20 protein-coding genes are annotated in these 22,822 nt (G+C 36.7%); 13 read left to right on the top strand and 7 right to left on the bottom strand.

Annotated elements, in window-relative coordinates:
- Nucleotides 1-156: 156 nt before the first annotated feature.
- Together QCQ61_RS03560 and QCQ61_RS03555 are read left to right on the top strand one after the other, a co-directional pair.
- Complete coding sequence (locus QCQ61_RS03560; RefSeq protein WP_279449345.1) at nucleotides 157-3,621, top strand: DUF8818 domain-containing protein; 3,465 nt, start codon at nucleotides 157-159, stop codon at nucleotides 3,619-3,621.
- 99 nt (nucleotides 3,622-3,720) lie between these two features.
- Nucleotides 3,721-4,092, top strand: coding sequence for a hypothetical protein (locus tag QCQ61_RS03555; protein WP_279449344.1), 372 nt, complete (start codon nucleotides 3,721-3,723; stop codon nucleotides 4,090-4,092).
- Nucleotides 4,093-4,139: 47 nt separating this feature from the next.
- On the opposite strand, the gene QCQ61_RS03550 is transcribed toward QCQ61_RS03555, so the two are convergent.
- Both QCQ61_RS03550 and QCQ61_RS03545 read right to left on the bottom strand, forming a co-directional pair.
- Nucleotides 4,140-5,678 (bottom strand): glycine--tRNA ligase, encoded by a 1,539-nt coding sequence (locus QCQ61_RS03550; protein WP_279449343.1) that lies wholly within the window; start codon nucleotides 5,676-5,678, stop codon nucleotides 4,140-4,142.
- Nucleotides 5,679-5,807: 129 nt separating this feature from the next.
- Nucleotides 5,808-6,692 carry a hypothetical protein gene (locus tag QCQ61_RS03545; RefSeq protein WP_279449342.1) on the bottom strand — a complete coding sequence of 295 codons (885 nt, stop codon included), beginning with the start codon at nucleotides 6,690-6,692 and terminating at the stop codon, nucleotides 5,808-5,810.
- Between the two features lie 83 nt (nucleotides 6,693-6,775).
- On the opposite strand from QCQ61_RS03545, the gene QCQ61_RS03540 reads away from it, so the two are divergent.
- Both QCQ61_RS03540 and QCQ61_RS03535 read left to right on the top strand, forming a co-directional pair.
- Nucleotides 6,776-7,438 carry a ComF family protein gene (locus tag QCQ61_RS03540; protein WP_279449341.1) on the top strand — a complete coding sequence of 221 codons (663 nt, stop codon included), beginning with the start codon at nucleotides 6,776-6,778 and terminating at the stop codon, nucleotides 7,436-7,438.
- Nucleotides 7,439-7,519: 81 nt separating this feature from the next.
- Nucleotides 7,520-9,124: an Ig-like domain-containing domain gene (locus QCQ61_RS03535; protein WP_279449340.1), complete on the top strand. Its 1,605-nt coding sequence runs from the start codon at nucleotides 7,520-7,522 to the stop codon at nucleotides 9,122-9,124.
- On the opposite strand, the gene QCQ61_RS03530 is transcribed toward QCQ61_RS03535, so the two are convergent.
- The 4 genes from QCQ61_RS03530 to ahcY all read right to left on the bottom strand — a co-directional run bounded on the left by QCQ61_RS03530 (nucleotide 9,111) and on the right by ahcY (nucleotide 12,983).
- The gene (locus QCQ61_RS03530; RefSeq protein ID WP_279449339.1) at nucleotides 9,111-9,887 is read right to left on the bottom strand and encodes an amidohydrolase; all 777 of its coding nucleotides are present in this window, start codon (nucleotides 9,885-9,887) and stop codon (nucleotides 9,111-9,113) included. The genes QCQ61_RS03535 and QCQ61_RS03530 overlap by 14 nt on opposite strands.
- A gap of 44 nt (nucleotides 9,888-9,931) precedes the next feature.
- Nucleotides 9,932-11,077: a methionine aminotransferase gene (locus QCQ61_RS03525; RefSeq protein WP_279449338.1), complete on the bottom strand. Its 1,146-nt coding sequence runs from the start codon at nucleotides 11,075-11,077 to the stop codon at nucleotides 9,932-9,934.
- On the bottom strand, nucleotides 11,070-11,540 hold the full coding sequence (locus QCQ61_RS03520) for a very short patch repair endonuclease (RefSeq protein ID WP_279449337.1): 471 nt from the start codon (nucleotides 11,538-11,540) through the stop codon (nucleotides 11,070-11,072). Before QCQ61_RS03520 ends, QCQ61_RS03525 begins: the two co-directional genes overlap by 8 nt.
- A gap of 126 nt (nucleotides 11,541-11,666) precedes the next feature.
- Nucleotides 11,667-12,983, bottom strand: coding sequence for an adenosylhomocysteinase (gene ahcY, locus QCQ61_RS03515; RefSeq protein WP_279449336.1), 1,317 nt, complete (start codon nucleotides 12,981-12,983; stop codon nucleotides 11,667-11,669).
- Between the two features lie 93 nt (nucleotides 12,984-13,076).
- Between ahcY and QCQ61_RS03510 the strand changes: the two genes are divergently transcribed.
- The 9 genes from QCQ61_RS03510 (at nucleotide 13,077) to QCQ61_RS03470 (ending at nucleotide 19,985) form a co-directional block, all read left to right on the top strand.
- Nucleotides 13,077-13,715, top strand: a complete 639-nt coding sequence (locus tag QCQ61_RS03510) for a 4'-phosphopantetheinyl transferase family protein (RefSeq protein WP_279449335.1) — start codon at nucleotides 13,077-13,079, stop codon at nucleotides 13,713-13,715.
- Nucleotides 13,716-14,408 carry a phosphoglycerol geranylgeranyltransferase gene (locus QCQ61_RS03505; RefSeq protein ID WP_279449334.1) on the top strand — a complete coding sequence of 231 codons (693 nt, stop codon included), beginning with the start codon at nucleotides 13,716-13,718 and terminating at the stop codon, nucleotides 14,406-14,408.
- 87 nt (nucleotides 14,409-14,495) lie between these two features.
- Nucleotides 14,496-14,756, top strand: coding sequence for a thiamine-binding protein (locus QCQ61_RS03500; protein WP_279449333.1), 261 nt, complete (start codon nucleotides 14,496-14,498; stop codon nucleotides 14,754-14,756).
- Nucleotides 14,740-15,375 (top strand): nicotinamide riboside transporter PnuC, encoded by a 636-nt coding sequence (gene pnuC, locus QCQ61_RS03495; protein WP_279449332.1) that lies wholly within the window; start codon nucleotides 14,740-14,742, stop codon nucleotides 15,373-15,375. Before QCQ61_RS03500 ends, pnuC begins: the two co-directional genes overlap by 17 nt.
- Complete coding sequence (locus QCQ61_RS03490) at nucleotides 15,375-15,905, top strand: AAA family ATPase (RefSeq protein ID WP_279449331.1); 531 nt, start codon at nucleotides 15,375-15,377, stop codon at nucleotides 15,903-15,905. The genes pnuC and QCQ61_RS03490 overlap by 1 nt, the downstream gene beginning before the upstream one ends.
- Nucleotides 15,906-15,981: 76 nt before the next feature.
- A complete protein-coding gene (locus QCQ61_RS03485; protein WP_279449330.1) occupies nucleotides 15,982-17,505 on the top strand; it encodes a DUF4301 family protein in 1,524 nt (507 codons plus the stop codon).
- Nucleotides 17,502-17,906: an alternative ribosome rescue aminoacyl-tRNA hydrolase ArfB gene (gene arfB, locus QCQ61_RS03480; protein WP_279449329.1), complete on the top strand. Its 405-nt coding sequence runs from the start codon at nucleotides 17,502-17,504 to the stop codon at nucleotides 17,904-17,906. The genes QCQ61_RS03485 and arfB overlap by 4 nt, the downstream gene beginning before the upstream one ends.
- A 211-nt stretch (nucleotides 17,907-18,117) precedes the next feature.
- Entirely contained in the window at nucleotides 18,118-18,513 is a 396-nt protein-coding gene (locus QCQ61_RS03475; protein ID WP_279449328.1) for a hypothetical protein, read from the top strand.
- Between the two features lie 125 nt (nucleotides 18,514-18,638).
- Nucleotides 18,639-19,985, top strand: a complete 1,347-nt coding sequence (locus tag QCQ61_RS03470; RefSeq protein WP_279449327.1) for a sigma-54-dependent transcriptional regulator — start codon at nucleotides 18,639-18,641, stop codon at nucleotides 19,983-19,985.
- On the opposite strand, the gene QCQ61_RS03465 is transcribed toward QCQ61_RS03470, so the two are convergent.
- Nucleotides 19,982-22,450, bottom strand: coding sequence for a hybrid sensor histidine kinase/response regulator (locus QCQ61_RS03465; RefSeq protein WP_279449326.1), 2,469 nt, complete (start codon nucleotides 22,448-22,450; stop codon nucleotides 19,982-19,984). The genes QCQ61_RS03470 and QCQ61_RS03465 overlap by 4 nt on opposite strands.
- Nucleotides 22,451-22,822 lie beyond the last annotated feature (372 nt).

Genomic DNA, 22,822 nt, shown 5'->3' with positions numbered 1-22,822 from the left:
CACCAAAGTTTATCCCTAGCAACAGCCGAAGGATTGGAATACACAAAATAAAATCTTGTGAAATAAGTTTAACTAGAAAAGTTTGTTGTAATACCAAAAGATTCCCGGATGCGCGGAAAAGGGAAATAAAAACCCAAGTGTTTAGTTTAATAGTCAATGAAGTTATTCCTGTCTGTTTTATTCTTTTTTATTGTGGCTGCTGGCTATGCGCAGGATATTTCTTCAAATTATAAAGAGAAAAAAGTTGCTTTACGGGACACTGTTGTTTTGGACAGCGCGGGTATTAATCCAAAGCGATTTGTAATTCTCGATAAAAACGGAAATTCGCCAAATCCGTTCAGTTACCGAATAGATTTTAAAAAGGGAACTATTATTTTTTCCGAAGAATTACAGCAACAGCAAGATTCGTTAACCATCCAATATTTACAGTATCCCGAATTTTTAACACGCGAATATTTCACCTTCGATTCAGAAATTATAGTTGAAAATACTGGTAAAATCGACAAGCTTTATTCGTTGGACGAAAGCACTACAAAAAATGTTTTTACACCTTTTGACGGTCTAAATACCTCCGGTAGTATTACGCGCGGAATTACCATAGGAAATAATCAAAATGCAGTGGTTAACAGCGAGCTGGACCTTCAAATTACCGGAAAGCTGAGCGATAAAGTTTCAATTAGAGCTTCTATTCAGGATGCAAATATACCCACGCAGGAAGGTGGATATTCGCAAAGTTTAAATGAGTTTGACCAAATTTTTATCGAGCTATTTGGTGAAAATTGGAACATCCGCGCCGGCGATATCGATCTTCAAAATAGCAATAGCTATTTTGGGAAATTTACGAAAAAGGTACAGGGAATTTCACTTGGTGGCATTTTCAATAATGAAGATGGCTCTAAAATTTCGGCCTATGCATCGGGTGCTTTGGTACGTGGCGTTTTTTCAAAAAGCGAATTTATTGGGCAGGAAGGAAACCAAGGACCGTATAAATTGGTGGGGCCCAATGGCGAACTTTATATTTTGGTGGTTTCAGGTAGTGAGCGGGTTTACGTTAATGGACTGCTTTTGCAACGTGGGGAAAACGAAGATTATGTAATAGATTACAACGCTGGTGAAATTAAATTTAACCCAACTTTTCCGATAACTAGTAATATGCGAATTATGGTGGAATATCAATATACCGATAGAAGTTATACGCGGTTTATTGGTTATGGTGGCGGGAATTATACAAGTGAAAATTTAGATTTGGGGGTTTATGTTTATTCAGAAAATGATGCTAAAAACCAACCTTTGCAACAAAGTCTTTCGGAAGAACAGGTAGCTATTTTACAGGCGGCAGGAGATAATCGGGAGCTGATGAACGCACCATCTGCGGTGCCCGATACATATTCGGAGAACAAAATTCTCTATAAAAAGGAAACTATTAATGGCGAAGAAATTTTTGTCTTTTCAAGCAATCCCGAAGATGAACTTTTTAGTGTGCGATTTTCACTTGTGGGCCCCAATAATGGCAATTATGTAATAAGTGAAACCAATGCCATAAGCCGTATTTTTGAATACGTAGCTCCAGTTAATAACGTGCCTCAGGGAAATTATGCGCCGGTTATTCGGTTAAATGCACCAATAAAATTGCAGGTTGGCGGCCTAAACGGAAGTTTTCATCCTTCCGAAAAAACACAAGTAGATTTTGAAGTTGCAGGGAGTAAAAACGACCTCAATCTTTTTAGCGATATAGACGACAATAATAATGATGGTTTTGCGGGGAGACTGGCTTTTAAGCAGCGGTTAGTAACAACGGCAGATACATTGAAAATAGACGGATTTGGCTCTTTGGATTTTGTACAGAGAGATTTTAGGACCATTGAAAGGCTATATAATATTGAATTCAACAGAGATTGGAACCTGATAAACCCGATGGGAAACCAAAGCTTTGTGATTTCAGGAGTAGAGGTTTCGCATCCAAAAATTGGCGGGGGGCGGTATGAATTCCAAAACTTGAATTATTCTGAAAATTTCAACGGCACTCGGCACGTAATTGGATCCGAATTAAGACTAAAGAAATTTCAGGTTCATACCCACGGAAGCTATTTAAACAGCAAAGCCGATTCTATAGCATCTAAATTTTTTAGGTTTAATAACCGTACAACTTATTCGTTAGAAAAAGCTTGGGTGGGCGCAAAAGTTGCCTTGGAAGACAACCAGATAAAAGATGTGGTTCGCGATAGTATTTCACCTATAAGTCAAAAGTTTAGTGCTTTTGAGGCCTTTACCGGTATTGGCGATAGCACCAAAGTTTTTGTGGAAGCCGGCTATCAATACAGAGTAACCGATAGTGTTCGCAATAATTTACTTCAAAAGGTGAATTCTTCAAATACGTATTATTTAAAATCGCGGCTCATAAATACCGAAAACACCCAACTTTCGGCTTTTGCAAATTATCGGACATTAAAATACGAGCCCAAAACAGGCACCGGTTTTAACCCGAATGATTCGCTGCCCGTAACTATTGATAATCGTGAAACTGAACGTTCGCTCAATTCGCGAATATTGTATAATCAATCGCTTTTTGATGGCGGTATTCGCTTAAATACAGCTTTGGAATCTAACAACGGAGTTATTGCGCAACAGGAATTTACCTATGTAAAAACGGAGCCGGGACAGGGCGTTTATGTTTGGATAGATTATAATAACAATGGTATTCAGGAATTGGAAGAATTTGAAGTGGCACAGTTTCAAGATCAGGCGGAATACGTTAGAGTTTTACTTCCTAACCAAGTATTTCTAAAAATAAGACAAAATAAATTTAGTCAAATTTTAACCTTAAACCCTCAAAATTGGTCGAATAAAGAGGGCTTTAAAAAGCTGCTTTCGCATTTTTACAATCAAACTTCCTATGTTTTGGATCGAAAAGTAAAACGAAAAAATGACGGATTCAATATAAATCCGTTTGAAGATGGAGGCGAAGACCAATTGGGACTTACGTTGAATTTTAGAAATGCATTGTTTTTTAATCGTGGCAAACAGCGCTATACTACCAGTTATACTTTTATATCTACGTCGGCCGATAATTTACTGGCGGTGGGATTACAACGAAATAATTTAAAAAGCCACCAACTGAATTTCAACCATAAATTTTACGAAAGTTGGCTGCTTAATTTAAAAGGTGCTACGGGCAGTAACGAAAGTCTTTCAGAGAGTTTTGCCAGTAGAAATTACCGTTTGGATATGTATGAATTTATTCCAAAGATTTCCTATTTGCTGAGCCAACAAACACGATTCGACGTTTTTTATGAATTTGCAAATCAGGATAATCAGTTGGGCGAAATGGAGCAATTAAAACAACAAACTTTAGGTTTTTCATTCGCATACACCAATGCCGAAAAAATTTCGGTAAATGGTGAGTTAAACTACATAGACAATAATTTTACCGGAAGTCCTTTTTCACCTGTGGCATACCAAATGTTAGAAGGATTGCAACCTGGTACCAACTTTACTTGGCGGTTACTTTTTCAAAAGCGGATAACTAAATATTTAGATGCTAATCTTTCCTATTTCGGTAGAAAAAGTGAAGCCACCAAAACAGTACATACAGGCAGTGTACAGTTGCGGGCATATTTTTAGCAATAACACCAAGTAGGTTGTTTCACTATTTATTTACTTAAAACGGTAGCGCTATTTTCCTTTTTTGTATCTTCATAAAACAATTAAAAAAAGGAAAAAATGTTTTTAAAAATAGGAATAGCAATCTTTTCAACTTTAATACTTTCCTGTGGCACCACAGTGAAACAAACGGAAAGTACTTCAACGGAGGAAACAACTTCAAAAGAAGAAACCGTAGATCCTCAAAAAATGATTGCTGCTGGGTATATGTTGGGTACAATAATTTATTCGGATAAAGAAAATGATTGCCCATACACCATACAAATGCCTGGTGATAAAATGGAATTTTACTATTTGGACCCTATAAATTTAGATGAAACCTACAAAGTGGATGGGTTAAAAGTATGGGTGAAGTTTAACGGATTGCGAAGAATGAATAGGTGCGACAAAGCAACGCCCGCTGAAATAACTGATATAAAAAAAGGAGGGTAAAATATTACCCTCCAATTTCAAAATATAGAATTAACAACTTAAAAAAATTATTCGGAAAGCCAGTTTTTATATGATATGGTTTCCTTCATTTTTTCTGAAATATCTTCAATTTTAATACGTTCTTGCTCCATAGAATCTCTATAGCGAATCGTTACTGTATTGTCTTCAATTGTTTGGTGATCTACGGTAATGCAAAAAGGTGTACCCACAGCGTCCTGACGGCGATAACGTCTGCCCACGGCATCCTTTTCATCGTAAGTTACATTGTAATCCCACTGCAGGTCCTCAATTATTTTATGTGCAATCTCAGGTAGGCCATCGCGTTTAATTAAAGGAAGAACAGCTGCTTTTATAGGAGCCAAAATTGCGGGAAGTTTTAAAACAGTTCGTACGCTTCCGTCTTCCAGAGTTTCATCTTGTAACGAATTGCTCAATACGGCAAGAAACATTCTGTCTAGCCCGATAGATGTTTCCACCACATAGGGCACGTAGCTTTCATTTAATTCGTGATCAAAAAACTGTAGTTTTTTTCCAGAGAATTTTTCGTGAGCTTTTAAATCGAAATCGGTACGGGAATGAATTCCTTCCAATTCCTTAAATCCAAAAGGAAAATCAAATTCAATATCGGTTGCGGCATTTGCGTAATGCGCCATTTTTTCGTGGTCGTGGAAGCGGTAATTTTCTTCGCCCATCCCCAAAGAAAGGTGCCATTTTAAACGAGTTTCTTTCCAGTATTCGTAGTATTTAAGCTCTTCGCCGGGACGAACGAAAAATTGCATCTCCATCTGCTCAAACTCGCGCATTCTGAATATAAATTGACGCGCAACGATTTCGTTTCGGAAAGCTTTACCAATTTGGGCAATTCCGAAAGGAATTTTCATTCTTCCGCTTTTTTGGACGTTTAAAAAGTTTACAAAAATCCCCTGTGCCGTTTCTGGACGTAAGTACAAATCCATAGCACTTTCTGCCGAGGCACCTAACTTTGTGCCAAACATTAAATTAAATTGGCGTACTTCGGTCCAATTTTTCGATCCTGTATCTGGATCGGCAATACCCAATTCTTCAATTAAAGCTTTTACATCTGCTAAATCTTCATTTTCGAGAGAGCGTGCCATTCTTTCTAAAACTGTGCGCTGCTCGGTTACATATCTAACTACACGAGGATTGGTGGTAACAAATTCTTCTTCATTAAAGCTGTCGCCAAAACGCTTCTTTGCTTTTTCAATTTCTTTTTGAGCTTTTTGATTGAGCTTTTCGGCATAATCTTCTATTAGCACATCGGCGCGATACCGTTTTTTGGAATCTTTATTATCTATCAACGGATCATTAAAAGCGTCTACGTGGCCAGAAGCCTTCCACGTGGTTGGGTGCATTAAAATTGCAGAATCTATACCTACAATATTTTGGTGCATATACACCATGCTGCGCCACCAGTATTCGCGAATATTTTTCTTTAACTCTACGCCGTTTTGGGCATAGTCGTAAACAGCGCTTAATCCGTCATAAATTTCGCTTGATGCAAAAATATAACCGTACTCCTTTGCGTGGGAGACTACTTTTTTGAATTGATCTTCGTTATTTGCCATGGCGCAAAAATAGCAAAAAGCCCTCCAGTCCCCAAGTGGGGAATTGAAATTTACTGAAAAAAAATGCCTCAAAAATCATATTTGATTTTTGAGGCATTAAAATTCCTTTTTATGTGTTGTAAATGGTTTCTATTTAAGTGCCATTGTGGTAGTGGCAATAAGGCTTGGGCCGTCAAAAAGATTAATAGTATATCGGCCTTCAATTAGGTCTACCTCGGCAGAATTTACTAAAATACAAACATCTAGTTCATCATTTTCGTAAAATACGTTTGTGGAACTGCTGTAATTTATATTTTTTTCTTCAAATTGTTTAACCGCATCGTCGCCCATCATTTTATTTCGTGGATTAATAACTTGAACGTAGAATGTTCTATCGCCTTTTTTCGCAATAGCATTTGGGGCTAGAGTAAAGCACGCTCTTATTTTATCTGCACGACTGGCACGTTTGGTATCTACCACTTTTCCGCTATTTCTAATAATTACAGCTTCGCCGCGTAAATCTGTAGCTTTAACGATAGATCCTTTTTTAATGGTTTCGTTCATAGCCATATTTTCCTGATTTACCGAATCTACAACCATGCGTGTGTTTTCTAACTCGGTCGAGGTACTATCGCGCTCCATTGCTAATTGCTTATTTACCGCTATGAGGCTATCGGCACGTTTAAAGAGTAAAATTCGTTCTTGCTTAAGTTTGCCAATTTCTCTCTTATATCTATCAATTAAAACCATGTTGGCTTCGGCATCTTTAACTGAATCTAAAAGCACAGTAATTCTTTCGCGGGCGGCAAGTAAATCTTTGTCTTTAAGTTCGTTGTCTTTTATCACTTCGTCATAGTTGGCAATAAGGCTTTCTAGTTCCTGCTCTATATCTGCTTTTTGCATCTCAAGCTTTGATACCGTACTTTTACTATCATTAAATAAAGTAACCGTATAAACAGCAAGGGCTATAAGCAAAATTGAGAGTACCCCAATGAGTATCTTAAATTTGCCACTATTATTTTCATTTGTAGTCATAATTAATAAGTTAAGTTTAGCTGGTAAATGTATGCAGCTATTTCTTTAACAAACGTTTACGAAATGATAAAAATTCTTAAAATATGTTAAATCTTCTTTTCCCGAGAGTTTGCGTGGGTTGTAAGCAACTGTTATTGAAGGGTGAAGGAGTGGTATGTTTAGAATGTGTTCATTCTCTTCCGCTAGCAGTGTTTCACAGAACGGGTAGCACACAATTAAAAGATAAATTTTACGGAAGGTTTTTACTGAAAAATGCTACCGCCCTCGTCTATTTTCAAAAAAGAGGGTTAACACAGAAATTGTTGCACAATCTTAAATATCGCGGCAAGAGCGAGATAAGTAATTTTTTTGGACAATGGTTGGGAGCTGAATTAGCCGAGATAAATTCGTACAATGACGTAGATGTTGTAATTCCAGTGCCTCTTCACAAACAAAAATTAAAGAAACGCGGCTACAATCAAGTGGAAGGATTTGGAAAAGAAATAGCCAAAGCTTTAAACATTCCTTACCGCGATGATATTTTAATAAAGATTTCGAAATCGGGCCCACAGGTTTTTAAAACACGAATCCTCCGTTTTGATGCCGAAGAAGTTTTTACAACCCAAAACCTGGAAGTTATAAATAACCACCACGTTTTGCTGGTAGACGACATAATTACCACTGGTGCAACTTTAGAAAAATGCGCCCTTCAATTATTAAAAGCTGAAAATGTTACCATCAGCATTGCCACAATTGCCACTGCATAAAAGTATATTGCAAATTGTTGCCACTTATTGTTTAATTTTGAAATCTCAATTTCGCATCCAGTAACCTTTAAAAAACTATTAGTGAAACACCGTCTACTTTACATTGCCATCGCCTTTTTATTTATGCTTTCATTTGTAGATTGCGCAAAAAAAGGATCGCCATCGGGTGGACCACGAGATACCATTCCGCCGGTTATAGTGCGAAGTATTCCTGAAAATTTCACTACTAATTTTACAGGTAGCGAAATTGAAATTAGGTTCGATGAATATATAAAGCTGAAAGATATAGCCAAAGAGCTCATCATATCACCACCGATGAAGTATGCTCCAATTATAACACCTTTAAGCACTTCAAAAACCTTAAAAATAAAAATAATTGATACCTTAAAACCAAATACAACATACTCCTTCAATTTTGGCAATAGCATTGTAGATAATAACGAAGAAAACAAATTTGAATATTACAAATACATTTTTTCTACTGGAAGTTATATAGATAGTTTAAAAGTTGCGGGAAGCGTAAAATATGCACAACTTATTACACCCGAAATTCCAACAACCGTAATGCTTTACGAGATTAATGAAACCTTTAAGGATTCGGTGGTTTATTTTGAAAAACCAACGTACATAACGGTTACCAAAGATAGTACGGGAACTTTTGAGTTAAGCAACTTAAAAGAAGGGCAATATTTACTAATGGCGTTAAAGGAAAAAAATAACGATTACACGTTTCAGCCTAAAAACGATAAAATTGGTTTTGTAAAGGAACTAATTACCTTGCCTACGGACACTACTTATACCATCACCCTTTTTAAGGAAATACCCGATTATAAATTTACACGTGGCAGTCAGATTGGTAATAATCATATAGTTTTTGGTTATGAAGGCCGCGCAGAAAATTTAAACATAAGCACACTTTCAGAAATGCCCGAAAGCTATGTTTCTACCTTTTTTAAAGATGAAACAAAAGATACACTTCACTATTGGTTTAAGCCAACGGTTCAAGTAGATTCCCTAAGGTTTAAAATTTCCAATAATTCTAACATCGATACAGCTACGGTGCGAATGCGCGAACTTTATAAGGATTCGCTAACTATTACAGCAATAAAAACAGGTACGGTAAAATTAAAGGACACCTTCCAATTACGGGCTAATACACCGCTTATTTCGTATAACGCTTCCAAATTTGAAGTAATGGCGAATGATTCAACCTTTGTTGAAACGAGTATAAAATTGAATGAAAAATACAACCGTGCCGAGGTATATTTTTCAAAAACTGAAGATGAAAGCTACACCGTAAAATTATTGCCTGGAGCGCTGACGGATTTTTTCGAAAAAACCAATGACACCCTAGAGTATAAGGTAAGTACACGTTTAAATTCCGAATACGGTACATTGAGCTTAACTTTGGTAAATGCAGCGCAATGGCCATTAATCGTCCAGTTACAAGACAGCAAATACAAACTGGTGGCAGAAGAATACCTTACGGAAGATAAAACGGTACTTTTTGAAGCGCTTTTGCCCGACAAATATTTTCTTCGAATAATTTACGACGAAAACCAAAACGGAAGATGGGACGCCGGAAGTTTCCTAAACCGAATGGAACCCGAAAAAATAATCTACTACCCCAGACAAATTGAAGTGCGCGCCAATTGGAGCTTAAACGAAACCTTTACGTTAAAGTAAACGTATCGCGATCGTTTAAAAATTGCAGATGTTGTCGGTTGGTTTTAATATGTTCCATTTCTAATGCAACAGTTTCCGTAAATTCACCAAATGCAGAGGGAGAAATCTGTTTCCCCAAAACATCAAAAACCGATGAATGCCCAATATATTCATGGTCGGCACCATCAAAACCTACCCGGTTTACCCCAATACAATACGCCATATTTTCTATGGCTCGCGCTCTAAGTAGCGTGTCCCAAGCAAGGGTGCGAACTTTTGGCCAATTGGCAATGTAAATTAAAACGTCGTAATCTTCGGTGTTTCTTGCCCAAACAGGAAATCGCAAATCGTAACAAATTAATGGGCAAATTTTCCAGCCTTTGTAATTTACAATCAGTTTCTTGTTTCCATCGGTGTAGGTTTCATTTTCCTTCGCTAGCGTAAAAGTGTGTCTCTTATCATATTTTTCGTAATTGCCATCGGGAAAAACAAAAAAGAGGCGGTTAAAAAATGTATCGTTTTCAGCAATAATAACGCTTCCAGTAATGGCGGCATTGTATTTTTTTGCCTCTTGAATCATCCATTCAAGTGTTGGGCCATAGTTCGGTTCGGCTAGCTTTGCCGCGTTCATTGAAAAGCCCGTGGTAAACATTTCAGGAAGAATTATTAAATCTGTTTCTTCGTTTATATGCTGGAATTTCTTTGAAAATTGTGCTCTATTGGCTTCGGCATTTTCCCAAACCAATTCACTTTGAACAATAGTTACTTTTAAATCAGTTTTCATTTTTCTTTTAAAATTACTGTTTCTTTTTCAATTGAAATATTAAATTATACTTTGAGCTCATTAAGAATTTTCGCTGCTTCTACGAGTGTTTCGTCTGTTTTGGCAAAACAAACACGTATCTGTTTAAAATCTTGTAGGTCTTTATTAAAAACTGAAGTTGGAATCGTTGCAATTTTACATTCTTTTGTAAGTCTTTCGGTGAATACGAGATCACTTTCGTTTGAAATGTCAGAAAAATCGAGCATTTGAAAATACGTGCCTTTGGTGGGAATAATTTTAAAATTGGAACCTTCGATTAAATGTAAAAAGAAATCGCGTTTTTGCTGGTAAAAATCTGCAAGCTTTAAATAGTGGTTTTCGTCTTTTAGATACGTGGCCAATGCTTTTTGAACGGGATGATTCACGCAAAAAACTACAAATTGATGCACCTTTTGAAACTCCCGCATTAGCTTTTCTGGAGCTGCGCAATAGCCCATTTTCCAACCGGTGTTGTGAAATGTTTTTCCGAAAGAGGCCGTTATAAAACTACGTTGGGCCAATGCTTCAAATTTTGAAGCACTTTGATGGCTGTTTCCGTCAAAAATGATGTGCTCGTACACTTCGTCGCTTAAAACTAAAAGATTGTTTTTTTCAGCTAAATCCTGCAAATGAAGCATATCATCTTCAGTAAAAAGCATTCCTGTGGGGTTGTGCGGCGAATTGATAATTATCATTTTAGTTTTTGATGAAATCCTATCGGCAACTTCTTGCCAATCGGGACTATAAAATGGGGGTTTTAATTGTACCGAGACTATTTTTCCACCGAAGAGTTTTACCGTTGGGGCATAACAATCGTAGGCCGGCGTAAAAATAATAACCTCATCGCCTTTATTAATCGTTGCAGCGATTATTGTAAAAATGGCTTGAGTAGCTCCCGCCGTAATAGTAATTTCCGTTTCGGGATTGTAAATGTGATTGTGAAGATTTTCAATTTTTTTTGAAATTTCCATCCGCAGTCCGAAATCGCCGGGCATTGGCGCATACTGATTAAAGCCATCGCTCATTGCTTGATTTACCAAAGCGTTGAGAGCGGGGTCGCTGGGAAAATTGGGAAAGCCCTGCGAAAGATTTAAGGCATTGTGCTTTGCCGCCATATTGCTCATTTTGGCAAAAATGGAGGTTTCTATGTTTGGGAGTTTAGAATTAATCATTTTGTCCGGTATTTATAAACACCAAAATATCGTTGATGCATTTGTCTAAATTATATTTTATTTCGTTGGTCCAAAATCTAAAAACGGTGAAACCCATTTCGCTTAATTGTTGATTTACTTCGCGATCGCGCTGCATGTTCCGCTCGATTTTTGGAATCCAAAAGCCGCTATTGCTTTTTAAGGTTTTTTTTCGTTCCGGCCAATTGTATCCGTGCCAAAATTCACCGTCAATAAAAATAGCGAGTTTATATTTAATAATGGAAACGTCTGGTTTTCCGGGAAGTTTTTTGCTGTTTATCCGATACCGAATTCCTTGGTTCCAAAGCGATTTTCTGAAAAGCAATTCAGGTTTCGTATTCTTCCCGCGAATCTTGCCCATTATTTTAGAGCGCTTTTTCGTAGTGTAGAAGCCGGATTCTTCATTGAATCTTGGGACTTTTATTTTTTCCTCTTCATAAATCATTCACTTAAAGTATGAATTATCTTTGCTTTGTAAAAGTTAAATGTTTTCAAATAAAAAAACCCTCACAAAAATGCAAGGGTTTTAAAATTCAAAAATCGCAAATCTAAAATCTACAATCGTTAATCCTTAATATCTGTAATACTCAGGCTTAAATGGTCCTTCAACAGTAACGCCTATATACTCGGCTTGTTCTTCGGAAAGCTCAGTAAGCTCAACCCCAATTTTTTCAAGGTGAAGTTTGGCTACTTTTTCATCCAAATGTTTTGGAAGCATATATACTTTATTTTCATAATTTTCACCATTTTTCCAAAGCTCTATTTGTGCCAAAGTTTGGTTGGTAAAACTGTTGCTCATCACAAAACTTGGATGTCCCGTAGCGCAACCTAAATTTACCAAACGACCTTCGGCCAATAGGATAATGTCTTTACCATCAATAGTGTATTTATCAACTTGTGGCTTAATTTCAACGTGCGTAATTCCGTGATTTTCCTTTAACCAAGCAACCGCGATCTCGTTATCAAAATGCCCAATATTACAAACAATGGTTTTATCTTTCATCGCTTCAAAATGTTCTCCGCGAACAATATCTTTGTTTCCGGTAGTAGTAATTACAATATCTGCATTACCAACAACGGTTTCTAATTTCTTCACTTCAAACCCATCCATTGCGGCTTGTAAAGCACAAATTGGATCAATTTCCGTAACGGTAACAATACTTCCGGCGCCTTTGAAGGAAGCAGCAGTACCTTTACCAACATCGCCATAGCCACAAACAACAACGCGTTTACCCGCCAACATTATGTCGGTAGCACGGCGGATTGCATCGACAGCACTTTCGCGGCAACCGTATTTATTGTCGAATTTACTTTTAGTAACGCTATCGTTAATATTAATGGCAGGCATGGGCAAAGTACCTTTTTTCATTCGTTCGTAAAGACGGTGAACGCCCGTTGTGGTTTCTTCCGAAATACCTTTTACAGCAGCGGCAAGCTCTGGATATTTATCCAAAACCATATTGGTAAGATCGCCACCGTCGTCTAGTATCATGTTTAACGGTTTGCGGTCTTCGCCAAAGAACAGCGTTTGTTCAATACACCAATCAAATTCCTCATCGGTCATTCCTTTCCAAGCATAAACTGGGATTCCAGCGGCAGCAATTGCAGCGGCAGCGTGATCTTGGGTGGAGAAAATATTACAAGAGCTCCAAGTAACTTCAGCTCCTAAGGCCACTAAAGTTTCAATAAGCACCGCGGTTTGAATGGTCATGTGCAAACATCCCGCAATGCGCGCACCTTTTAATGGTTGCTCCGCGCCATATTCTTCACGAAGCGACATAAGTCCAGGCATTTCTGCTTCAGCAAGCTCAATTTCTTTTCTTCCCCAATCTGCCAGGGAAATATCTTTTACTTTAAACGCCGTATAAGGCACAGTTTTCGTTGACATATTTGTTATATTTATACCCTCAAAAGCGGGCATTTGTTAAGATTAATTTCTTTTTTTGAGTCTGCAAAAGTACAAATTATCCTTTTATAATCTATGCCACTTTACAAAACTATAACAGTTAACGCCACAACTAAAGTCTTCATTTGGAAGATTGAAGAGTCGTTTAAAGCTCTTTCCGAAGGAATATCTTTAACCGAAAACTGTTCGAACAGAGTTTTTAATATGAAAAGCGATTTGCACAGGCGTGGCTTTATGAGTATTCGTCATTTATTAGCGTTAGCGGGTTATACCGACCACGATTTGTATTACGACGAAAATGGAAAACCTCACTTAACGGGTAATATGCATATTTCAATTACCCATTCGTTTAATTTTTCTGCAATAATAATTAGCGATTCTGAAGTGGGAATAGACATTGAAAAACAACGAAATAAGATTCTAAAAATAGCACATAAATTTACTCCGATTGAAGAATACCGAACCATTGCAAATGACGATGCTTTGATGCGCAAACTAACAATTGTTTGGTGTGCAAAGGAGTCTCTTTATAAAAGTTTTGCTGAAAAAGGCGTGAGCTTTTTGCAAAATATATATGTGGAAGAATTCGCGTTAGAAGATTATAAAACTACGGCCACCGTTACTTTTAAAGAGAAAACTGTAAAATACAATGTGGCATATTTAGAATTTGAAGGTTTTACCTGTGCCTTTGCGCTACTTTCAGAAAATCAATAAATGGAAGATACGTTTTACAAAACGCTTCTCAACAATATTTCGGCAAAAAAGAAGCAGCTTGCTATATTAATAGATCCGGAAAAATTTACCAATGCCGAAGCGGCAGTATTTCTGAAAAAAATTCCCAATGAAACTACGCATCTCTTTGTAGGTGGAAGTACGGTAAAAAATGGCAGAACTAACGAAACCGTACAAGTTTTAAAGGCTGAAACTAATCTTCCTATATTTTTGTTTCCGGGAGATTATTCACACATAACCCCACTTGCAGACGCTCTTCTCTTTCTTACGCTACTTTCAGGAAGAAATGCCGAATATTTAGTTGGCCAACAAATAAAGGCTATCTCAAAACTAAAACAAACGGCCTTGCAAATTATTTCAACAGGTTATATTTTAATTGATGGCGGAAATAATTCGGCAGTTTCAAAAGTGACGAAAACCGAACCACTCTCCCAGCAAAATATTGAAGAAATTGTTCACACCGCCCTTGCGGGACAATATATGGGTGCAAAACTTATTTACTTAGAGGCGGGAAGTGGCGCTAAGTTTCCTGTAAATGGTGCGATAATTTCAAGAGTGAAAAGCACAATAAGTATTCCTGTAATCGTTGGGGGCGGAATTAAAACCGAAGCACAAAAACAGGCTGCCTATCGGGCCGGCGCAGATATGGTTGTGATGGGGACGGCTTTCGAATAAATTTGAAATCTTAAAAACAAAATTCCAAAAACCGAAATTGTGATTGGATAGTTATTAAAATCGTAGTTTTGAACTAAAATTGAAAAAATGAAAATTTCAGTAGAATTAACCCTTTCGCCGCTACAAGACAACTACGAACCAGCGATTATCAACTTTATTAAAAGTCTTCGAAATTCTGGACTTACCGTTTTGGAAAATCCGCTTAGCACACAAGTTTACGGCGAATATGACACGGTAATGAACCTGCTTCAAAAGGAAATGAAAACTGCATTGGAAGCTGTAGATAGAGGTCTTCTGTATATTAAAATTGTAAAATCTGATCGCAGCGATTATGAGCCCCATTTTTGATTGGTTTTTTGCACAGTACCAAAATGTACCAACGCATTTAGTAATTCTAGAAATTGTTGCTGTTGTATTTGGGTTTTTGAGTGTTTGGTATGCCAAACAGGATAATATATTGGTGTATCCCACGGGTATCATCAGCACCGCAATTTTTGTTTATATTTTAGCGGTATATGCGCTTTTGGGCGATATGATGATAAACGCCTATTACTTTTCAATGAGTATTTACGGCTGGTATATTTGGACCCGAAAAGTAGACGAAACACATTACACGCCAATAACTAAAACAACAAAAAAGGAGCATAAAACCTCAATCATAATTTTTATTGCAACCCTTATTTTTGTGTTTGCAGTGTACCAATTGTTCGATAATTGGAACAGTTGGACGGCTTATGTGGATACTTTTACTACTGCAATCTTTTTTGTGGGAATGTGGTTAATGGCCAAAAAAAAAGTGGAAAACTGGATTTATTGGATTATTGGCGACTTAATTTCAATACCACTTTACCTTTATAAGGGGCTTGTATTTAGTTCGTTTCAATATGTATTGTTCACAGTTGTGGCTATCTATGGTTATCGCGCTTGGAGAAAGAACGTCAATAAACTCGAAACCTCTTTACTATAATGATTAAAGTAGTGCTATACGGTCCAGAATCTACTGGAAAAACAACGCTGTCTAAACAATTGGCGGCGCACTACGATACTCAGTGGGTTCCAGAATATATGCGGCAATTTCTAGAAGAAAAGTGGAATTTAAAAGAAGAATTAATCTCAATAAACGATTTAATTCCTATTGCGGAAGGACAATTAAAACTTGAAAAAGCAGCAGCAAAACAGGCAGATAAGCTGCTAATTTGCGATACAAATTTACTGGAATTAAAAGTGTACTCGGAATACTATTACAACGATTACTGCCCAGAAGTAATAAAAAGTGAAGCAACCAAAAACAATTACAGCATCTATTTACTAACCTATATAGACATACCTTGGGAGCCGGATATTTTGCGGGATAAACCCAATAATCGCGAAGAAATGTTTCATATTTTCGAGGCCGAATTAAAAAAGCAGGGTTTTCCGTATAAAATTTTAAAAGGAAACAAGAATGAAAGATTTAATAAGGCGGTTGAAATAATTAATGCTCTTTTACAAAATTAAAACCCTCCGTACACGCCTAGCCTCTGTGCAGAATACAAACTACAAATACACAGAGTACATAGAGAAAAATTGAAAAATGTTTACCAAAAAAAACATACAACAAATACAAAAACACGGCCTAACCGAAGCCGACATAGACCGGCAACTGCAAATATTTAAAAATGGAATTCCGTTTGCGCAGATAATTGCACCTGCAGCGCCAAACAACGGGATAAACATTTTTTCCGAAGCGGAACAAAGGCAATTCGCCAATCTTTTTGAAGGTCAAAAAGATAAGCTAAATCTGTTGAAATTTGTTCCCGCTTCTGGTGCGGCCACGCGTATGTTTAAGTTTCTACACGAGTTTTTGGAAGATTATACTATTTCAGAAAATATAGATGAATTTCTTCAAAAAACAGAAAATAAAAATGTACAGATATTCTTCGATGCACTTGATGACTTTGCTTTTTCACATTTGGTTTTTAAGCAACTGGATATAAAATATCCCGATTATTACAATTTCGAAAAAGGCAAGAAATACTATTTATTTGTAAAAGAAATGCTGGCGGAAACTGGTTTAAATTATAGTAATACACCCAAAGGTCTCGTTCCTTTTCACAAATACGGCGACAATTACGTTACCGCTTTCGGAGAACAATTATTTGAGGCCGCACACTACGCAACGTCTAATGGCACTGCCTATTTGCACTTTACAGTTTCGGCAGAGCATGAAGAAAAATTTAAAAAGCGCTATGCAGAAATCCAGAAAAATGTGGAGAATCGCACTGGAAAAACATTTAAAATAACGTATTCCTTTCAAAAAAATGAAACAGATACAGTCGCTGTAACGCCCGATAACGATTTGTTTTTAGACCAAAACGGCAATTTGCTTTTCCGCCCATCGGGCCACGGAGCCTTGCTGGAAAATTTAAACGATATTGATGCAGATATTGTGTTTATTAAAAATATAGACAACGTAGTTTCTGAAAATTATATTGAAACTATTGCTTTTCAGAAAAAGGTTTTAGCTGGAAAATTGATTTCACTTCAGCAGGAAATTTTTGGTTTTATTGAATTACTGCAGTCAGATAATCCATCTGAAAACGTTTTAAAATTGGCTTCTAATTTTATTTCGGAACAATTAAAAATTATTGACACACCCATAGATAAAAAGGCAATTTTGAACATTTTGGATCGGCCAATCCGAGTTTGCGGTGTAGTTGAAAATACCGGTGCACCGGGCGGTGGGCCTTTTTTAGTAAAAGATAAAAACGGGCACCTTTCGTATCAAATTGTAGAAATGTCGCAGATAGATACAATCAATGCCCAGCAGCAAAAGCTGGTGGCAAAAGCTACGCATTTTAATCCTGTTGATTTGGTTTGCGGTGTACGTAATTACAAGGGTGAAAAATTTAACCTGCTCAATTTTACAGATCCCGAAGCAGGTTTTATATCCAATAAATCGTATCTCGGTAAACCTATTAAAGCCTTAGAATTGCCGGGCCTTTGGAATGGCGCTATGGCAAATTGGAATACAGTTTTTGTTGAAGTGCCCCTTAATACCTTTAACCCAGTAAAAACGGTAAACGATCTTTTAAACAAAGCGCACCAACCCAAGTGAATGTAGAAATTTTAATATCAGAACTAAATTTTAAAGGCATTCGGAGTAGCGGTCCCGGAGGTCAGCATGTAAATAAAACTGCTTCGAAAGTTGTGCTATCTTTTAATTTGGAAAATTCGCAGGCGCTATCAGAAGGAGAAAAGGCACGACTTAGAAATAAATTGGCTACAAAAATATCTTCCGATGGCACACTCACGTTAGAATGTGGCGAAACGCGGAGCCAGCATCGCAACAAATCTATTGTAATAGAACGGTTGCTGGCGCTTCTTCAGCAAAACTTAAAAGTTGCAAAAAAACGTAAAAAAACCAAACCTTCAAAAGGCGCTATTGAACGACGATTAAAATCTAAAAAACAACACGCGCTCAAAAAATCTAATCGCCGACCTCCCAAAATTGATTAGCCTTTATACAATAGTTGTGTAATTTTTATACAACTGTTCTTTGTTTTACACACTATTTCAATTCTTCAAAATATTTAATAATTAGCTAAAACGCTATATTATAGAATGTTAATAGGTATTTGCCGAACCAAATTTCTATGGCATTACTTTTTCATTATACAAGACAACAAACAAACTTAGAAACGAATAAATAAATTTTTAAAACAAAAAGATGAAAAAGTTAATTTTAAGTACAGCAATTTTATTAGGAGGGTTAACCGCAGTAACTGCACAAACCGAAAAGGAAGCAACAGCAATGACGGCACAAAAGCAATCTGCAGTTGAAGTTCAAGTAGAAAACAGATTAGATGCCGCCCAAGATGCAGCAGCCGAATCTGTAGCAGTTTCTGTAGTAGCACAAGATTACAAAGAAGTAAAGGTTACTGAATTACCTCAGAGTGTTCAAGATGCAGTAGCTGCAGATTTCAGCGATGCAACTATCTCTAAAGCTTATGTGAATGCCAAAGGTGACTATAAAATTGAACTTGCAACTGCCGATGCAAAAAGCGCAACCGTTTATGCGAACGCAAAAGGTGAGTGGATTAAAAATGAATTAAAGAAGCAGTAAGCTGCAGGTATTTTTAGATTCAATACTTCTGAGAAAGGCGTCCAAATTTTTGGACGCCTTTTTTGTGATAATTTTAAAGATTACCCGCTCAATTACTTACTATTTTTACCTACTGGAAATATATAATGGCGCAGCAAATACACATAGTTGAAGACGATGTAGCTTTTGGAAAAATGCTTACAACTTTTTTGGAACGAAAAGGGTTTGCTGTTTCGGTTTCCCTCAGTGGAGAAAACGCTCGAAAAATGCTTACCGATAAAACGTTCCATTTTTTGATTACAGATTTAAAATTACCAGACGACTCCGGCTTGGCGCTTTTGGAATTCTCCCAAAAAATAGCCCCAAATACAAAAGTTATTTTAATGACAGGTTATGCCGAAGTAGATACTGCCGTAAAGGCAATTAAAAAGGGAGCTTTAGATTATATTTCTAAACCTTTTCGGCCCGAGGAACTATTAATGATTATTGAAGAAGAAACTTCAAAATCAAAGGATGTTGATTTAAACTTCACCGAAACCAAAACCGAACCTATTTCGGCACCCGAAACAAAATTTGTAGTTGGTATTAGTGAATCTTCCAAAAAATTCAACGAATATTTGAAGCTCGTCGGACCAACAGATATGTGCGTTCTCATTCAGGGCGAGAGCGGAACTGGAAAAGAAGTAGCCGCAAAGGCAATTCATAAATATAGCTCCCGGTATAACAAAAATTTTGTAGCGGTAGATTGCGGTGCTATTCCAAAGGAAATTGCTGCAAGCGAATTTTTTGGCCACGTAAAAGGAAGTTTTACAGGTGCGGTTAACGATAAAATGGGTCATTTTGAAGCCGCCAATGGAGGGACACTTTTTTTAGATGAAGTAGGAAACCTTTCGTATGAAAATCAAATTCAATTATTGCGTGCCTTACAGGAACGACGTATAAAACCCGTGGGCAGCAATACCGAAATAGATGTAGATGTTCGCATACTATCTGCAACAAACGAAGATTTGTTAAAAGCTGTTTCCGAAGGTAAATTTAGAGAGGATTTGTACCATCGTTTAAACGAATTTTCAGTTCATATACCCTCTTTGCACGAACGCAAAGAAGATTTATTTATGTTTACTGAATACTTTTTGGCCGAAGCCAATCAATCTTTGCAAAAAGAAGTTGTCGGGCTCTCAAAGGAAGTGGAAGAAGCGTTTAAAAACTATGCCTGGCCAGGGAATTTGCGCGAATTAAAAAACGTAATTAAGCGGTCGGTTTTATTAACCAATTCAGCCGTAATACCGCTGGAGGTTATTCCGAAAGAGGTTTTATTTTCTGAAAAAAAGCAAAAGAATTCTGTAGATTTTTCAAAGGAAAGCAACGAAAAACAACTCATTTTAAATGCCCTAAAAGAAGCCGATTTCAATAAAACGAAGGCTGCAAAAATGTTAAATATTACCCGTAAAACACTTTATAACAAGTTAGAATTATATAAAATTGAACTTTAAAACACTTCGTTTTTAAGAGCATTTTGCACTACGCCAATTGCTACAACCAATTCTTTATAATCGCTTTGCATTGTAAAGTAAAAATTTTCGGGAATACGTTGCAGGGGATAATCCTCCATTTTTTCAAGTATTAATATTGCTTCCTTTGCTTTAATTTGACGAAACATCGTAAGCATTCGGTGAGCTAAATCTGAAATTGATTTGTAGTCTTTTTCTTCAATTAAATTTGTGAGCTGCTGCAAGTCTTCAGTAGTTTGAGAATTAAAAACCGCGAGTACATCATTCATGGCTTGGGGCGTACTCAAAAATGACTTTAGCAGGGAAAGATCAATCACGTCATTCGTTAATGGGCTTTTTTCACTAGCTGTAGTATCGAAGCTATTCTCAAAAAATTGGTTTTGTGTCGGAAATATATTAGCCAATACGGCTACCAAATCCTGCTTCGAAAACGGCTTTGGAAGCATTTCTGCAAACCCCTGTTTTATATAATATTCACGGGCGTGCTCTCGGTTGCCTGTCATGGCAATTATGGGTTGATTTTTATATGAAGAAACGTTGCCATTTTTTAAATTTTTTAGCACTGAAAAGCCATCTGTTTGGGGCATTTGGATATCAGTTAAAATAAAATCGAAACCGTTATCGAAACTAAATGTTTTAAAATCGCTGTAATTCTGAAAGGCTTTTGAAGCAATATTCATTTGTTCAAAAATTTCCTGTAAAAGCGCACGCATGGCATCGTCATCGTCAATAATTACAACATTTAAATTTTGAAAATTAGGCTGTTCTTTAGATACTTTTTTGGGTAAAATTCGCGATGTATTTTTCAATGAAAGCGTTAAAATAAAAGTGCTCCCTTCGCCCAAAACACTTTTTACATTTAAATGGCCGCCCAGCAAAGCAGTTAGTTTTTTAGAAATTGCGAGTCCCAAGCCGCTACCGCCAAATCTGTGGGCTATCTCTGTTTCGGCTTGTGTAAATTCGTTGAAAATAAGTTGTTGTTTTTCTTCGGAAATACCAATTCCGGTATCGATTACGGAGATTTGAACAGTTGAAATTGCATTGTTTATTTCTATTTCAACCACTTTTATTTCAACGCTACCTTTTTCGGTAAATTTAAAAGCATTGCCCACCAAATTATTTATTATCTGCCGAATTCGCAACGGATCACTTTCAAAAATCCTGGCTTTTAATTTTTCTGAAATCGAAATTTTAAGGGCTACTTGTTTTTGGAAGTATTGTTGTTTTACGGCGTTTCCCGTATCGATAATTATATTTTCAAGTGAAAATGGAATGCTTTCAAGTGGCAGTTTTCCAGCTTCTAGTTTTGAATAATCTAACAAATCATCAACCAAATGCGAAATAAAATGCGAGCTCGTATTAATCTGCCCCAAATAATATTTTTGTTTTTCGGAAAGATTTGAATTTTCAAACAATTCGGCATAACCGCTAATTGTATTTAAAGGTGTTTTTAAATCGTGACTTACGGTCGAAATAAGTTGTTCGCGGCTTTTTAAAAGTGATTCGGCATAATTTTTAGATTCTTCCAAATTCTTTTTGTAGCGCTCTGCTTTAAAAAAATCTGAAAGAATAAAATACGAAAACAGTAAAACCAAAATCCCTCCCAAAATCCCGGCAAATTTTAGAATTTCCGATGTGCGTTTCATCGATGCACCGCGTTGTTGTTTTTCAAGCGTATTGTTTTTGGTTATTTCGCGGTCAAAACTTTCAATTATCTCGCGCAAGCGCTCCGAAATATTTAGGTCGTTTTTAATCAGTTCGTTTTCCTTTTGCATCAAAGATTGCCGAATTCGCGAATTTTCCTTTTTAGCTTCGGCTACAATATAACGTGCGGCAATTAGCATAGAATCTACGGTTTTCGACTTTACAGTAGAAGTGTCGCGCCGTCTATCACTATTGAGATAGTCTGCGTAATTTTGCCAAATTCTGCGTTCCTTGTTGCTTAAGTTCGCTGGGTTTCGGATTAATGATTCTACAGAGGTTAGCCCCACGGAAGCCTCCAGTTTTTGCACTTCGCGCATAATATCGTCCAGCGAAGCGTCTTTTTGATTTGTTAGCCGTAGAATTCGAAGTTGTTCAATATTTTCATTTTTTTCCTTTAATAGCGCATGTACGCTATCCAACTGTTTTATTTGAAATTGATTGGAAGTAAGCGATTTTATTTCTTCAATCTTTTTAAAAAGCGAATCTGTTTTGGCCATATAGGCTTGAAAATCATCATCATTTTCGGTTAAAAGGGCGAGCCTCGAAAAACCGTCGGTTTCATAAAGTAAATTAATGAGAATTCCAGTTTCAATAAACTTCTTTTCGCCTGTGGATTCATTGGTTTCAGCGCTGAATTTTTTAAATTCAGAATACAGAAAAAAGCCAACCAATACCGATAAAGCTCCCAGAATGACGTAGCTCAGAATAATCTTAAATGTAAACTTGTTTTTTGCAGTAGCCATTATCCAAATGTAAAAACTAAAGCAAAGGCGAAGTATTAAGGATATGGTAAAAATTGAATATGAAAATTAATTTGAATTATAAAAAAGGAATGTATCTTTGCCCAACATCTCAAAGGGGTGCTAAGGGATTTTAGATTGAAGATTGAAGATTGTTGATTTTAGAAGTAGTTCTGAAATCGTTAATCGAAAATCAACAATCGTTAATCATTCTGGCTGAGATTATACCCAAAGAACCTGGGCGGGTAATGCTGCCAAGGGAACACAGTAAACCCCCTGTAATAATGCGCGACGTATTATTTTCAGGGTTTTTTATTTAACTATTTAATCAACAAAGAATAACGCCCCTTTTATTCGTATAATTTAAATTATTAC

This window comes from Aequorivita marisscotiae, from assembly GCF_029814825.1.
GTDB classification, from domain to species: domain Bacteria; phylum Bacteroidota; class Bacteroidia; order Flavobacteriales; family Flavobacteriaceae; genus Aequorivita; species Aequorivita marisscotiae.
Note: the sequence above shows the minus strand (reverse complement) of the source record. Positions and strands in the feature narration are given on the sequence as shown.

Excerpts from the sequence above, each read along its gene's own strand:
- QCQ61_RS03520 (WP_279449337.1), bottom strand. The coding sequence starts at position 11,540 with ATGATTTATGAAGAGGAAAAAATAAAAGTCCCAAGATTCAATGAAGAA.
- QCQ61_RS03530 (WP_279449339.1), bottom strand. The coding sequence starts at position 9,887 with ATGAAAACTGATTTAAAAGTAACTATTGTTCAAAGTGAATTGGTTTGG.
- QCQ61_RS03545 (WP_279449342.1), bottom strand. The coding sequence starts at position 6,692 with ATGACTACAAATGAAAATAATAGTGGCAAATTTAAGATACTCATTGGG.
- pnuC (WP_279449332.1), top strand. The coding sequence starts at position 14,740 with ATGAGCCCCATTTTTGATTGGTTTTTTGCACAGTACCAAAATGTACCA.
- QCQ61_RS03505 (WP_279449334.1), top strand. The coding sequence starts at position 13,716 with ATGGAAGATACGTTTTACAAAACGCTTCTCAACAATATTTCGGCAAAA.
- QCQ61_RS03470 (WP_279449327.1), top strand. The coding sequence starts at position 18,639 with ATGGCGCAGCAAATACACATAGTTGAAGACGATGTAGCTTTTGGAAAA.
- QCQ61_RS03560 (WP_279449345.1), top strand. The coding sequence starts at position 157 with ATGAAGTTATTCCTGTCTGTTTTATTCTTTTTTATTGTGGCTGCTGGC.
- QCQ61_RS03490 (WP_279449331.1), top strand. The coding sequence starts at position 15,375 with ATGATTAAAGTAGTGCTATACGGTCCAGAATCTACTGGAAAAACAACG.
- ahcY (WP_279449336.1), bottom strand. The coding sequence starts at position 12,983 with ATGTCAACGAAAACTGTGCCTTATACGGCGTTTAAAGTAAAAGATATT.
- QCQ61_RS03485 (WP_279449330.1), top strand. The coding sequence starts at position 15,982 with ATGTTTACCAAAAAAAACATACAACAAATACAAAAACACGGCCTAACC.
- QCQ61_RS03475 (WP_279449328.1), top strand. The coding sequence starts at position 18,118 with ATGAAAAAGTTAATTTTAAGTACAGCAATTTTATTAGGAGGGTTAACC.
- QCQ61_RS03525 (WP_279449338.1), bottom strand. The coding sequence starts at position 11,077 with ATGATTAATTCTAAACTCCCAAACATAGAAACCTCCATTTTTGCCAAA.
- QCQ61_RS03540 (WP_279449341.1), top strand. The coding sequence starts at position 6,776 with ATGTTAAATCTTCTTTTCCCGAGAGTTTGCGTGGGTTGTAAGCAACTG.
- QCQ61_RS03465 (WP_279449326.1), bottom strand. The coding sequence starts at position 22,450 with ATGGCTACTGCAAAAAACAAGTTTACATTTAAGATTATTCTGAGCTAC.
- QCQ61_RS03510 (WP_279449335.1), top strand. The coding sequence starts at position 13,077 with ATGCCACTTTACAAAACTATAACAGTTAACGCCACAACTAAAGTCTTC.
- QCQ61_RS03550 (WP_279449343.1), bottom strand. The coding sequence starts at position 5,678 with ATGGCAAATAACGAAGATCAATTCAAAAAAGTAGTCTCCCACGCAAAG.
- QCQ61_RS03555 (WP_279449344.1), top strand. The coding sequence starts at position 3,721 with ATGTTTTTAAAAATAGGAATAGCAATCTTTTCAACTTTAATACTTTCC.
- QCQ61_RS03500 (WP_279449333.1), top strand. The coding sequence starts at position 14,496 with ATGAAAATTTCAGTAGAATTAACCCTTTCGCCGCTACAAGACAACTAC.